Annotated in this window: 16 protein-coding genes; 10 read left to right on the forward strand and 6 right to left on the reverse strand. The window is 52.0% G+C overall.

Going from position 1 to position 13,242, the window contains the following annotated elements; translation table 11 throughout:
• Positions 1 to 23 precede the first annotated feature (23 nt).
• Complete coding sequence (locus HEM79_RS10175; protein WP_000991081.1) at positions 24 to 689, reverse strand: 7-cyano-7-deazaguanine/7-aminomethyl-7-deazaguanine transporter; 666 nt, start codon at positions 687 to 689, stop codon at positions 24 to 26.
• A gap of 221 nt (positions 690 to 910) precedes the next feature.
• Here HEM79_RS10175 and tusA point away from each other — a divergent pair, with 221 nt between their 5' ends.
• Together tusA and HEM79_RS10185 are read left to right on the forward strand one after the other, a co-directional pair.
• Positions 911 to 1,156 (forward strand): sulfurtransferase TusA, encoded by a 246-nt coding sequence (gene tusA, locus HEM79_RS10180; protein ID WP_000130621.1) that lies wholly within the window; start codon positions 911 to 913, stop codon positions 1,154 to 1,156.
• Between the two features lie 169 nt (positions 1,157 to 1,325).
• Positions 1,326 to 1,634, forward strand: a complete 309-nt coding sequence (locus tag HEM79_RS10185) for a hypothetical protein (protein ID WP_176241359.1) — start codon at positions 1,326 to 1,328, stop codon at positions 1,632 to 1,634.
• 32 nt (positions 1,635 to 1,666) lie between these two features.
• Here HEM79_RS10185 and zntA read toward each other — a convergent pair whose 3' ends face one another.
• Positions 1,667 to 3,865 carry a Zn(II)/Cd(II)/Pb(II) translocating P-type ATPase ZntA gene (gene zntA, locus HEM79_RS10190; protein WP_176241360.1) on the reverse strand — a complete coding sequence of 733 codons (2,199 nt, stop codon included), beginning with the start codon at positions 3,863 to 3,865 and terminating at the stop codon, positions 1,667 to 1,669.
• 73 nt (positions 3,866 to 3,938) lie between these two features.
• A complete protein-coding gene (locus HEM79_RS10195) occupies positions 3,939 to 4,565 on the reverse strand; it encodes a lysoplasmalogenase (protein WP_176241361.1) in 627 nt (208 codons plus the stop codon).
• Between the two features lie 141 nt (positions 4,566 to 4,706).
• On the opposite strand from HEM79_RS10195, the gene HEM79_RS10200 reads away from it, so the two are divergent.
• A complete protein-coding gene (locus HEM79_RS10200) occupies positions 4,707 to 5,066 on the forward strand; it encodes a DUF2500 domain-containing protein (protein ID WP_000042880.1) in 360 nt (119 codons plus the stop codon).
• A gap of 2 nt (positions 5,067 to 5,068) precedes the next feature.
• On the opposite strand, the gene HEM79_RS10205 is transcribed toward HEM79_RS10200, so the two are convergent.
• The gene (locus HEM79_RS10205) at positions 5,069 to 5,338 is read right to left on the reverse strand and encodes a DUF1145 family protein (RefSeq protein ID WP_010353660.1); all 270 of its coding nucleotides are present in this window, start codon (positions 5,336 to 5,338) and stop codon (positions 5,069 to 5,071) included.
• Positions 5,328 to 5,924 (reverse strand): 16S rRNA (guanine(966)-N(2))-methyltransferase, encoded by a 597-nt coding sequence (gene rsmD / locus HEM79_RS10210; protein ID WP_000743184.1) that lies wholly within the window; start codon positions 5,922 to 5,924, stop codon positions 5,328 to 5,330. The genes HEM79_RS10205 and rsmD overlap by 11 nt, the downstream gene beginning before the upstream one ends.
• 149 nt (positions 5,925 to 6,073) lie before the next feature.
• On the opposite strand from rsmD, the gene ftsY reads away from it, so the two are divergent.
• From ftsY to ataT, 7 genes are all read left to right on the forward strand, one after another.
• Positions 6,074 to 7,612, forward strand: a complete 1,539-nt coding sequence (gene ftsY, locus HEM79_RS10215; protein ID WP_176241362.1) for a signal recognition particle-docking protein FtsY — start codon at positions 6,074 to 6,076, stop codon at positions 7,610 to 7,612.
• A gap of 2 nt (positions 7,613 to 7,614) precedes the next feature.
• Positions 7,615 to 8,283 (forward strand): cell division ATP-binding protein FtsE, encoded by a 669-nt coding sequence (gene ftsE / locus HEM79_RS10220; protein WP_000617723.1) that lies wholly within the window; start codon positions 7,615 to 7,617, stop codon positions 8,281 to 8,283.
• On the forward strand, positions 8,276 to 9,334 hold the full coding sequence (ftsX, locus tag HEM79_RS10225) for a permease-like cell division protein FtsX (RefSeq protein WP_001042009.1): 1,059 nt from the start codon (positions 8,276 to 8,278) through the stop codon (positions 9,332 to 9,334). Before ftsE ends, ftsX begins: the two co-directional genes overlap by 8 nt.
• 244 nt (positions 9,335 to 9,578) lie before the next feature.
• Complete coding sequence (rpoH, locus tag HEM79_RS10230) at positions 9,579 to 10,433, forward strand: RNA polymerase sigma factor RpoH (RefSeq protein ID WP_000130220.1); 855 nt, start codon at positions 9,579 to 9,581, stop codon at positions 10,431 to 10,433.
• A 269-nt stretch (positions 10,434 to 10,702) separates the two neighbouring features.
• Positions 10,703 to 11,806, forward strand: a complete 1,104-nt coding sequence (livJ, locus tag HEM79_RS10235; RefSeq protein WP_176241363.1) for a branched chain amino acid ABC transporter substrate-binding protein LivJ — start codon at positions 10,703 to 10,705, stop codon at positions 11,804 to 11,806.
• Positions 11,807 to 11,956: 150 nt separating this feature from the next.
• The gene (gene ataR, locus HEM79_RS10240) at positions 11,957 to 12,223 is read left to right on the forward strand and encodes a type II toxin-antitoxin system antitoxin AtaR (protein ID WP_001277103.1); all 267 of its coding nucleotides are present in this window, start codon (positions 11,957 to 11,959) and stop codon (positions 12,221 to 12,223) included.
• Positions 12,224 to 12,229: 6 nt separating this feature from the next.
• Positions 12,230 to 12,757, forward strand: coding sequence for a type II toxin-antitoxin system toxin acetyltransferase AtaT (gene ataT, locus HEM79_RS10245; protein ID WP_176241364.1), 528 nt, complete (start codon positions 12,230 to 12,232; stop codon positions 12,755 to 12,757).
• Here ataT and panM read toward each other — a convergent pair.
• Positions 12,754 to 13,137 (reverse strand): aspartate 1-decarboxylase autocleavage activator PanM, encoded by a 384-nt coding sequence (panM, locus tag HEM79_RS10250; protein WP_105281201.1) that lies wholly within the window; start codon positions 13,135 to 13,137, stop codon positions 12,754 to 12,756. The two genes, ataT and panM, sit on opposite strands and share 4 nt — an antisense overlap.
• Positions 13,138 to 13,242 lie beyond the last annotated feature (105 nt).

Genomic DNA, 13,242 nt, shown 5'->3' on the forward strand with positions numbered 1-13,242 from the left:
ATCACAACTCTGATAACGAACCTTTAACTCGCCTGCAAAGCGTTGATTTCAGATTTATCTGCCAGTCTTTTCAATAGCATATTGAGTAATACGCCATACATTGGCAGGAAGAAAACGATACTGATTAACACTTTGAAACAGTAATCAACCAGCGCGATTTCCATCCAGTGCTCAGCCATAAAGGCATCCGGGCTGCGCCAGAATGCAATGAAGAAGAAGGCCAGCGTATCGCTGACGTTACCAAACAGTGTGGAAGCCGTCGGAGCCAGCCACCAGCGACGACTCTGACGCAGGCGGTTAAAAACGTGCACGTCGAGGATCTGTCCCAGCGCGTAGGCCATAAAGCTGGCGGTAGCGATACGGGCGACAAACAGGTTGAAGTGGGCGAGAGCGCCGAATCCCTGCCATGAACCCATATAAAACAGTGATGAGATGACGTAGGAGATCAGCAACGCGGGAATCATCACCGCAAAGATGATGCGACGAGCCAGCGGCGCGCCAAAAATACGTACAGTCAGGTCGGTAGCAAGGAAAATAAACGGAAAGCTAAACGCGCCCCAGGTGGTATGAAAACCGAAAATGGAGACTGGAAGCTGTACCAGATAGTTACTGGAGGTGATCACCAGCAGGTGAAATAGCGATAACCAGAACAACGCCTTATAGCGTTGAGTTTGTGAGAAAGCGTTCATATTGTACCTTTTTGATTAGCCATTGGGGTGAGGGAACCCAATACGTACGACACGTTATTTTATAGTGAGATAATAACGTGCTTACCCTTTTTTCGAGCCGCCGCATGATACTGCTTTATGTTGACAATGCAATGGTTAATTTTCACGCAATCGTTAACCTGGTTTGCTAACGGACTCACAGGGCGTAAACTAGCGCCGTTTTTTTATATGGTGAGAAGAAAATGACCGATCTCTTTTCCAGCCCTGACCACACTCTTGACGCTCTTGGCCTGCGCTGCCCGGAACCAGTGATGATGGTGCGCAAAACCGTGCGCAATATGCAGCCTGGCGAAACGTTGCTGATTATTGCTGATGATCCGGCAACGACCCGCGATATTCCTGGGTTTTGTACCTTTATGGAACACGAACTGGTCGCCAAAGAGACGGATGGGCTGCCTTATCGCTATTTGATTCGTAAAGGTGGTTGATAGGGCAGATTGGCTTCGATGCCGCCTTTTCCCCTCACCCTAACCCTCTCCCCTGAGGGGCGAGGGGACCGATCGCGCTCAATTTTGCGGCTTGCAATTGGTTTGTAAAATGGATAAGGCGTTTACGCCGCATCTGGTATACGGCATGTAAGCGTAATGGAATGCAAAAATGGATTATTTAATTCCAGTTTGTCTGGCATTGCTGGGATTGCTGGCGATCTTCACCCCCAATTGGCTGCTCCCTGTTTTTATCGTTGCGATTGGATGGCTGGGGGTATTTGGCTGGGGTTGGCTCTGGCTAATGATTTTTTTACCTTTACTTAACGGTGTCGGGTTTGCTTATGCACTGTGGATGATGTTCAAAAGACCATCATTAGCATCCCGTCTGGTTGCTACATTCAGTGTTATCTCCATCATTCTGATGTTGGCGCTATATTACGCTTTCCTGACCATGCCACCGTTCCCGGCCCAGCACTAAGCCTGATAGCCAGAGGCTATCAGGCAACACCGTTACTTCCTGCGCAACAACCTTAACGCATTTGCCGTCACCAGCACCGTCGCACCTGTATCTGCCAGCACCGCCAGCCACAGGCCGGTCATACCTAACAGTGTGGTGACGAGGAAGATCCCTTTCAACCCCAGCGCAATGGTGATGTTCTGGCGGATATTAGCGTGAGTCGCGCGTGCCAGCTCAATCATTTGTACCAGACCGCGCAGGTGGTTATGCGTTAACGCCGCGTCGGCGGTTTCCAGAGCCACGTCTGTGCCACTGCCCATAGCAATCCCGATGGCGGCGGCTTTCATGGCTGGTGCGTCGTTAATACCGTCGCCGACCATCGCCAGCGGCGCATGTTGGTTCAACTCCGTTACCGCTTTGACTTTATCTTCGGGCAATAATCCTGCTTTAAATTCCAGCCCCAGTTCACCGGCAATGGCTGCCGCTGCGCGCGGATTATCGCCGGTGAGGATCACCCCTTTGACGCCCAGAGCGTTCAGTTCACTGATGGCAGTGGCGGCATCGGCGCGCAGGGTATCCTGCAATGCAATGACACCAAGCACTTCATCGTTACGCACTACCAGCACTACCGTTTGCCCGGCGCTTTCCAGTTCGCTAATTAAACCAGCAAATGCAACAGCCGGATGTTTCCCGGCAGCGCATATCAGCACCCGCTCTCCGTTGACCTGCGCTTCAATGCCAGAGCCGACCAGCGCCCGCTGTGACTGGGCGGCGGGAATGGCGAGTGCAGCAATCTGTGCTTCACGAACGATGGCTTGCGCCAGTGGATGCGTTGCGCCTTGCTCGACCGCCGCCGCCAGCGCCAGCAGTTCAGATTCGCTAACGCCCGTTGCCGGATGAATCGCGGTAACGCGCGGTTTACCGACGGTCAGCGTACCGGTTTTATCAAACGCCACCTGGGTAACACGACCTAGCTGTTCCAGCGCCGCGCCGCCTTTAATTAACGCTCCACGACGTGCCGCTGCTGCCAGTCCGGAGGTAATCGCCGCAGGCGTGGAGATAACTAACGCACACGGGCAACCAATCAGCAGCAGCGTCAGCCCTTTATAAATCCACTCCTGCCAGCTTGCGGCAAATAGCAGCGGTGGCACCAGCGTCACCAGCAGGGCGACGGCCATAATTGCCGGCGTGTAGATACGGCTGAAACGGTCAATAAAACGCTCAATCGGTGCGCGGCGCTCTTCGGCCTCTTCAATCAGTTTCAGAATGCGATCAATGGCGCTGGCGCCCGGTTCTGACAACACTTCCAGCGTAACCAGACGGTCAACGCTGGTGGCGCCTGCCGGGACTTTATCGCCCGTCGCGCGTTCCACAGGGATGGATTCGCCGGTCAGGGCGCTTTCATCAAAACTGGCAAACGGCGAGAGCAGTTTACCGTCAGCAGGCAAACGTCCACCCGCCGCAACTTCAATCACATCGCCAGGCCGCAGGCTGTTAATCGCCACCTCTTCCCGCTCACCGTTACGCAGGCGCGTGGCGGTTTCCGGTTTCAGCGCCATTAACGCGCTGACGCCCTGACGTGCGCGGCTGGCGGCCCAGCCTTCCAGTCGTTCACCGATCAGAAACAGCAATAACACCATCGCAGCTTCAGCCGTTGCGCCAATAAACAGCGCGCCAATGGCGGCTACGCTCATTAACGTTTCAATGGCGAAGTAGCTGCCGGATTTGATCAGCCGTAATGCCTGGCGAGCAATCGGGTACAGACCAACTAGCGTGGTCGCGATAAACGCCAGTTGACCGAACGGATGATTAAACTGCTCCAGCCCCCAGCTGACTACCATCATCACAATAAGCGTAATCAGCGGCAGGTTTTCTTTCAGGCGTGATGCTTGTGGTTCTTCAGCGGCCTGTTCATCGCGCAGGGAATAGCCTGCTTTTTGCACCGCCGATTCAATTTGCGCACGGATGTCATTGTCGACATCTACCACCAGTTTTTCGGTAGCAAACAACACCTGTACCTGATTCACGCCAGAAAGCTGGCGCACGGCATTTTCTACCTTGCGCGCACAGGCGGCACAGTCCATGCCACTGACTTTCCAGCTATACCGGGTGCCGGAGACGTTTTCAGAGAGTGTGGGTGAGCTGGAACATGCGCCGTCGCAGCAACAGTCGTTGGCGTTCTGTGCCGTGGTTAACGGTTTGAACGCGGCAAATTGAGGGGCTTTTTTGCCGTGATTGTCGGGAGTCGACATGGCATCCTCCGGTTAAGTTTTTTCTCATTAACCGAAGGATACACTCTGGAGTCGACTCCAGAGTCAAGTTTTATCAGAGATACAGCGAGCGGACGATGAGGAAGTGACCGGCAAAGTAGCAAGCCGCAGCAATGGCGTTATCCGCACGGAAGCGTCGGCGATAGTGGCTACCCAGCCAGATAAAGTTACTGATAAACAGCAACGAAGCGCCCATAAAGGCAGAGAGTGCCGGAGCCGTCGGGCGGAAGAACCACAGTTCACCTGCCAGCCACACCATCACCAGCGTCATACCGATAAAAGTACAGACAGGCCAACGGAACTCTTCGAGACGCGTCCAGATAATAGCCAGTAACAGCGCGCCCAGAACCAGCAGCACCAGTGGCAAAGGCCAGAAGAAAGAGAGCGTCATCTGACTGGCGAAATAGATGGTGTACAGCAAGTGTGAGAGGAAAAACGCGCCGATGGCGTACATCAGACGCTGGCGTGGTAACAGGGTTAACGCATCGCCCAGCAGTGAGGCACACAGCCCCGCCAGCACAAGATAGCTAATAGCGTCGAACATCGGCGCTTGCCAGGCCAGCAACAGCAGTAGCAGAAGGGTTAACGGTTTAAATACCCAGCGTTGCCAGGTTGGCCCACGGTACGATGCATCCACAGATAACCATGCGGAAAGACAGACAGCGATAAACGACCAAAGCATCTTAGTTCCTTGAATTCGTTATTTTTTCGTAAGCGGAATGCCTACGGTCTTGCTAATCAGTTTAGTGGCGAGGATGGACGGATGACAACACCATAACTGGCAGGGTATGCTTATTTCCGCATTTTCCGATGAGGGATAAAGATGAGCAAACCACCTCTTTTCTTTATTGTTATCATTGGCTTAATTATCGTCGCCGCATCGTTTCGTTTTATGCAACAGCGGCGGGAAAAAGCTGATAATGATATGGCGCCGCTCCAGCAAAAGCTGGTGGTGGTGAGTAACAAGCGGGAAAAACCGATTAACGATCGTCGTTCGCGCCAGCAGGAAGTGACTCCGGCGGGCACCAGTATGCGCTATGAGGCAAGCTTCAAACCACAAAGCGGTGGACTGGAGCAGACGTTCCGCCTCGACGCCCAGCAGTACCATGCCCTGACAGTGGGCGATCAAGGTACGCTGAGCTATAAAGGAACGCGCTTTGTCAGCTTTGTTGGCGACAAATAAGCTTATTTTTTAACTTTAAATTTCTTCTGCCAGATCAGCAGTTCAAACACGCCGAAAAGGAAAATCCGCACCTTTTCGGCAGTGGTCATCTGCGGGCCATCTTTCGGCAAGGTCGATTTCAACAGCGCCAGCTGCATACCATGCATCAGCACGGTAAAAATCAGCGCCACGTTAACGAAAATATTTAGCGGGCGTGGGAAGGGCTGAAAAAGATTGAGGATCAAAAACCCCCAAACGCAAAGCATTAACAAACGTCCGATATTAATCAGCATCACTTTCTCCTTGTGTTTCACGCTGATACAGCCGATAAGCGACCTGACCAGCCACTTTTTCGCGATATAACGACCAGTTGGCAGGAACGGTGGGCAGGCCATTTTCTACTTCACTTTCAACATATACCCAGGCTTCGTCAGCCAGCCAGCCGTTGTTTTCCAGTAAATTAATGGTTTCTTCCAACAAGCCACGGCGGAACGGAGGGTCAACAAACACAATATTATGCGGCGTTCCTTTTTGCATTAGAAAAGACATCGCATTGGTGTTCACGACTCGCGCATTGCCCGCTTTCAGCGTCGCCAGATTCTTGATTAACTGCTGAGATACCGCGCGATCCATCTCAACCAGCGTAGCTTCCGCAGCGTAGCGTGACAAGGCTTCCAGCCCCAGCGCACCGCTACCTGCGAAGCAATCCAGGCATTGCGCATCAACAATGACCGGCGCCAGCCAGTTAAACAGCGTTTCGCGCACGCGATCGGTGGTAGGGCGTAGACCTGGGCTATCAGGAACCGGGAGTTTACGGCCTCGCCACTGCCCGCCAATAATGCGGATTTGACCGCTGCCGGAATGATTCGGTTTTTTCATGGTAAATTGCTCAATCCGCCAGATAACACATACTTGCAGGCGGTGATGTGGATTAAGTTAAGTGGTAGACTATTTCATCATTTTTTTAGCTGCTATGTACATAGCGTTAACGCTGTGCCATGAAGCAACAGCGAGGAGTGTAGTCGCAGATGGCGAAAGAAAAAAAACGTGGCTTTTTTTCCTGGCTGGGCTTTGGTCAAAAAGAGCAGATCCCGGAAAAAGAGACAGAAACCCAAAACGAACAACCGGTTGTAGAAGAAACCGTCCAGGCGCAAGAGCCTGAGAAAGTTGCTGAACAACCCGTTGAAGAACAGCCGAAGGCGCATACTGAAGCTGAGGCGGAAACTTTTGCTGCCGACGTTGTGGAATTCACTGAACAGGTTGTTGAAAGTGAAAAAGCGCAACCTGAAGCGGTTGTCGAGCCGGAAGTTATTGCAGAACCGGAACCGATAGTTGAAGAAACGCCAGCGCCGGTAGTTGAACCTGAAGTCACGCCAGAGCCAGTGGCTATCGAGCGTGAAGAGCTGCCGCTGCCGGAAGACGTTAAAGTCGAAGAAGTTTTGCCAGAAGAGTGGCAGGCCGAAGCGGAAACCGTGGAGATTGTCGAAGCGGCGGAAGAACAAGCAGCGAAAGAAGAAATCACCGACGAAGAGCTGGAAGCACAGGCGCTGGCTGCCGAAGCGGCAGAAGAGGCGGTGATGGTCGTTCCTCCGGCAGAAGAAGATCAGCCGGTGGAAGAGGTAGCCCAGGAGCAGGAAAAACCAACCAAAGAAGGTTTCTTCGCTCGCCTGAAACGCAGCCTGCTGAAAACCAAAGAAAACCTCGGTTCCGGATTTATCAGCCTGTTCCGTGGTAAAAAAATCGACGATGATCTGTTTGAAGAGCTGGAAGAGCAATTGCTCATCGCCGATGTGGGCGTGGAAACCACGCGCAAAATCATCACCAATCTGACTGAAGGCGCGACCCGCAAACAGCTTCGCGATGCTGAGGCGCTCTACGGTCTGTTGAAAGAAGAGATGGGTGATATTCTGGCGAAGGTCGATGAACCGCTGAACGTCGAAGGCAAAACACCGTTCGTAATCCTGATGGTAGGCGTTAATGGCGTGGGTAAAACCACGACTATCGGTAAGCTGGCGCGTCAGTTTGAACAACAAGGTAAATCGGTGATGCTGGCGGCGGGCGATACTTTCCGTGCGGCTGCAGTTGAGCAGCTTCAGGTCTGGGGGCAGCGCAACAATATTCCGGTGATTGCTCAGCATACCGGTGCGGACTCCGCCTCAGTTATCTTCGACGCCATTCAGGCCGCTAAGGCGCGTAATGTTGATGTCCTGATTGCTGATACAGCCGGACGCTTGCAGAACAAATCGCACCTGATGGAAGAGCTGAAGAAAATCGTCCGTGTGATGAAGAAACTCGACGTTGAAGCGCCGCATGAAGTTATGCTGACTATCGATGCCAGCACCGGGCAGAATGCGGTAAGCCAGGCCAAACTGTTCCATGAAGCAGTCGGCTTAACCGGCATCACGTTAACGAAACTGGACGGCACGGCGAAAGGCGGGGTAATTTTCTCGGTGGCTGACCAGTTTGGTATCCCTATTCGCTATATTGGTGTCGGCGAACGTATTGAGGATTTGCGTCCGTTTAAGGCGGACGACTTTATAGAGGCACTTTTTGCCCGAGAGGATTAACAATGATTCGCTTTGAACATGTCAGCAAGGCTTATCTCGGTGGGAGACAGGCGCTGCAGGGCGTTACGTTCCATATGCAGCCGGGTGAGATGGCGTTTCTGACCGGTCATTCCGGTGCAGGGAAAAGTACCCTCCTGAAGCTGATCTGTGGGATTGAGCGGCCCAGCGCCGGGAAAATCTGGTTTAGCGGCCATGACATCACGCGTCTGAAAAACCGTGAAGTTCCGTTTCTGCGCCGCCAGATTGGCATGATTTTCCAGGATCACCATCTACTGATGGATCGTACTGTCTACGATAATGTGGCGATCCCGTTGATTATCGCCGGTGCCAGCGGTGACGATATTCGTCGTCGTGTATCGGCGGCGCTGGATAAAGTCGGGCTACTGGACAAAGCGAAGAACTTTCCGATTCAGCTTTCTGGCGGTGAACAACAACGCGTTGGCATTGCCCGCGCGGTGGTTAACAAACCTGCGGTACTGCTGGCGGACGAACCGACCGGTAACCTTGACGACGCGCTGTCGGAAGGAATTTTACGTCTGTTTGAAGAGTTTAACCGCGTTGGGGTAACGGTATTGATGGCAACGCACGACATCAACCTGATTTCGCGGCGTTCCTATCGTATGCTCACCCTGAGCGATGGTCACTTGCATGGAGGCGTGGGCCATGAATAAGCGCGATGCAATCAATCATATCCGGCAGTTTGGCGGACGTCTGGATCGCTTCCGTAAATCGGTCGGCGGTTCTGGCGACGGTGGTCGTAACGCGCCGAAACGCGCGAAATCCTCGCCAAAACCGGTAAATCGCAAAACCAACGTTTTCAACGAACAGGTGCGTTATGCGTTCCACGGCGCTTTGCAGGATCTCAAAAGCAAACCGTTCGCCACGTTTTTAACGGTGATGGTCATCGCCATTTCCCTGACGCTGCCAAGCGTCTGCTATATGGTGTACAAAAACGTTAACCAGGCGGCGACGCAGTATTATCCCTCACCGCAAATCACCGTTTATCTGCAAAAAACGCTGGACGATGACGCAGCAGCGGGTGTGGTGGCACAGTTGCAGGCCGAACAGGGTGTGGAGAAAGTGAACTATCTTTCTCGTGAAGACGCGTTGGGCGAGTTCCGTAACTGGTCTGGTTTTGGCGGCGCGCTGGACATGCTGGAGGAAAACCCGCTTCCGGCAGTGGCGGTGGTGATCCCAAAACTCGATTTTCAGGGGACGGAGTCGCTGAATACGTTGCGTGATCGCATCACGCAAATTAACGGCATCGATGAAGTGCGAATGGACGATAGCTGGTTTGCCCGTCTGACCGCACTGACTGGGCTGGTAGGGCGCGTTTCGGCGATGATTGGCGTGCTGATGGTGGCGGCAGTGTTCCTGGTTATCGGCAACAGCGTGCGTCTGAGCATATTTGCCCGTCGTGACTCCATTAACGTGCAGAAACTGATTGGTGCAACGGATGGTTTCATCCTGCGCCCGTTCCTGTACGGTGGCGCGCTGCTGGGATTTTCTGGCGCATTGCTGTCATTAATTTTGTCCGAAATTCTGGTGCTGCGTTTGTCATCGGCAGTTGCGGAAGTGGCGCAGGTATTTGGAACGAAGTTTGATATCAATGGTTTATCGTTCGATGAATGCCTGCTGTTGCTGCTGGTATGTTCGATGATTGGCTGGGTGGCAGCATGGCTTGCCACGGTACAACATTTACGGCACTTTACGCCGGAATAATAAAAGCGTGTTATACTCTTTCCCTGCAATGGGTTCCGTAGCAGGGAAAGAGACCCCGTTGTCTCTTCCCGGTATTTCATCTCTATGTCACATTTTGTGCGTAATTTATTCACAAGCCAGCATTGAACTTGTGGATAAAATCACGGTCTGATAAAACTGTGAATGATAATCTCGTTGCTCTTAAGCTCTGGCACAGTTGTTGCTACCACTGAAGCGCCAGAAGATATCGATTGAGAGGATTTGAATGACTGACAAAATGCAAAGTTTAGCTTTAGCCCCTGTTGGCAACCTGGATTCTTACATCCGGGCAGCTAACGCGTGGCCGATGTTGTCGGCTGACGAGGAGCGGGCGCTGGCTGAAAAGCTGCATTACCATGGCGATCTGGAAGCAGCTAAAACGCTGATCCTGTCTCACCTGCGGTTTGTTGTTCATATTGCTCGTAATTATGCGGGCTATGGCCTGCCACAGGCGGATTTGATTCAGGAAGGTAACATCGGCCTGATGAAAGCAGTGCGCCGTTTCAACCCGGAAGTGGGTGTGCGCCTGGTCTCCTTCGCCGTTCACTGGATCAAAGCAGAGATCCACGAATACGTTTTGCGTAACTGGCGTATCGTCAAAGTTGCGACCACCAAAGCGCAGCGCAAGCTGTTCTTTAACCTGCGTAAAACCAAGCAGCGTCTGGGCTGGTTTAATCAGGATGAAGTCGAAATGGTGGCTCGCGAACTGGGCGTAACCAGCAAAGACGTCCGTGAGATGGAATCACGTATGGCGGCACAGGACATGACTTTTGACATGTCTTCCGACGACGATTCCGACAGCCAGCCGATGGCTCCGGTGCTTTATTTGCAGGATAAATCATCTAACTTTGCCGACGGCATTGAAGACGATAACTGGGAAGAGCAGGCGGCAAACCGACTGACCGATGCGATGCAGGGTCTGGACGAACGTAGCCAGGACATCATCCGCGCGCGCTGGCTGGACGAAGACAACAAATCTACGTTGCAGGAACTGGCCGACCGTTACGGTGTTTCCGCTGAACGTGTGCGTCAGCTTGAAAAGAATGCGATGAAAAAACTTCGCGCTGCTATTGAAGCGTAATTTCCGCTGTTAAGCAGAGAACCCTGGATGAGAGTCCGGGGTTTTTGTTTTTTGGCCTCTGCAATAATCAATTTTCCCTTCTGGCAAAAGCCAACCCACGAGCAGTTTGTTAATAAACTGTCAAAATATCTATTCCAATATCATAAAAATGGGGTATGTTTTAGCAGAGTATGCTGCTAAAGCACGGGTAGTCATGCATAAAACGAAATAAAGTGCTGAACAACAACATCACAACACACGTAATAACCAGAAGAATGGGGATTCTCAGGATGAATATAAAGGGTAAAGCGTTACTGGCAGGATGTATCGCGCTGGCATTCAGCAATATGGCTCTGGCAGAAGATATTAAAGTCGCCGTCGTGGGCGCAATGTCCGGTCCGGTTGCGCAGTACGGCGACCAGGAGTTTACCGGCGCAGAGCAGGCGGTTGCGGATATCAACGCCAAAGGCGGCATTAAAGGCAACAAACTGCAAATCGTAAAATATGACGATGCCTGTGACCCGAAACAGGCGGTTGCGGTGGCGAACAAAGTCGTTAACGACGGCATTAAATATGTCATTGGTCACCTCTGTTCTTCATCAACGCAGCCAGCGTCTGACATTTATGAAGACGAAGGCATTTTAATGATCACCCCAGCGGCAACCGCGCCAGAGCTGACTGCCCGTGGCTATAACTTGATTATGCGCACCACCGGTCTGGACTCCGACCAGGGGCCGACGGCGGCAAAATATATTCTTGAGAAAGTGAAACCGCAGCGTATTGCTATCGTCCACGACAAACAACAGTACGGCGAAGGTCTGGCGCGTGCGGTGCAGGACGGCCTGAAGAAAGGCAATGCTAACGTGGTGTTCTTTGATGGCATCACCGCCGGAGAAAAAGATTTCTCGACGCTGGTGGCACGTCTGAAGAAAGAGAATATCGACTTCGTTTACTACGGCGGTTATCACCCGGAAATGGGGCAGATCCTGCGTCAGGCGCGCGCGGCGGGGCTGAAAACTCAGTTTATGGGGCCGGAAGGTGTGGCTAACGTTTCGCTGTCTAATATCGCGGGCGAGTCAGCGGAAGGACTGCTGGTAACCAAGCCGAAGAACTATGATCAGGTTCCGGCGAACAAACCGATTGTTGATGCGATCAAAGCGAAAAAACAGGATCCAAGCGGCGCATTCGTCTGGACCACCTACGCGGCGCTGCAATCTTTGCAGGCCGGGCTGAATCAGTCTGACGATCCGGCGGAGATCGCCAAATACCTGAAAGCGAACTCGGTTGATACGGTGATGGGACCGCTGACCTGGGATGAGAAAGGCGATCTGAAAGGCTTTGAGTTCGGCGTGTTTGACTGGCACGCCAACGGCACGGCGACCGATGCGAAGTAACAGATAGATAAATGAAAATGCCCGATGAGCTGAACCGCCATCGGGTTTTTTTGTGTTTGTCGAAATGGTTGTAGAAAGATTAAACAATCCAGGATATGCTTAATGTACGGTAGAATCCCGTACATATTTATAAGTAGCAGGAGAGTTTACATGTCTGCTGTTAAAAAGCAGCGTATCGATCTGCGTTTAACTGACGATGACAAAAGTCTAATTGAGGAAGCGGCGGCGATATCTAATCAGTCCGTCAGCCAATTTATGTTGAATAGTGCCTCGCAGCGGGCTGCAGAAGTGATTGAACAGCATCGGCGAGTGATCCTTAATGAGGAGTCCTGGACGCGGGTGATGGATGCGCTGAGTAATCCGCCGTCACCAGGTGAAAAGCTAAAACGTGCGGCAAAACGTCTTCAGGGAATGTAATAATTTATGGATGATCTGACGATAGAGATTCTGACCGATGATGCAGATTATGATCTACAGCGATTCGACTGCGGCGAGGAAGCCTTAAGTCTCTTTCTGACAACACATCTGGTTCGTCAACATCGCAATAAAATTCTACGAGCGTACATCCTTCGCGGCAACACCCCAGAACGTCAAATACTGGGATATTACACATTATCCGGCAGTTGTTTTGAGCGAGCCGCATTGCCCTCGAAATCGAAACAGAAAAAAATTCCCTACAAAAATATTCCCAGCGTCACTCTTGGGCGTCTGGCAATTGATCGTTCAATACAGGGGCAGGGATGGGGAGCAACACTGGTTGCTCATGCCATGAAAGTCGTCTGGTCAGCCTCTTTAGCGGTAGGTATTCACGGTCTTTTTGTCGAGGCGCTGAATGAAAAAGCCCATACGTTTTATCAGTCGCTGGGCTTTATCCCGTTGGTCGGAGAAAACGAAAATGCGTTATTTTTCCCAACCAAATCCATAGAACTGCTTTTTACACAGAGCGATTAACGCTTCTCCCAGCCGCCTTGTTGTGCCGTAAATCCCTGTGCCTGCATAAACGCCGTCATCACACCGCGATCTTCCACGCCTGCATCCGCCATCCACCAGTATGAAACGCCGGGATTATCACGTAACACTTCTTCCAGCAGATATTGCCCTACGCCGCGTCGGCGGGTGACTTCCCGTACACGCAGGGAATCCATCGCTCCCTCGGTGCCGCTTAAGGTTACTCGCACGGCAGCGAGCAGGCGCTCGTTAAAACGCGCGGCGTAAATACGGTGGGAATCGTCAACCTGTAAAGAGGAAGGAGAATACTCCGGCCAGATCTTTTGCAGGTCAATCCGATCCTGGTCGCTAAAGTTTTCTAATCGAATGATGGTCAGCTTCATGGGGAACCCGTACAAATCACAAAAGTGGAACCAGTGTAGCGAAATAATTTAATCGGAGGCTTTCTCTTTTTTATTTCTTTTGGCAGGTGATTAATTTTTTTTCAG

The organism is Escherichia sp. 93.0816 (genome assembly GCF_013368855.2).
Taxonomy (GTDB): Bacteria; Pseudomonadota; Gammaproteobacteria; order Enterobacterales; family Enterobacteriaceae; genus Escherichia; species Escherichia ruysiae.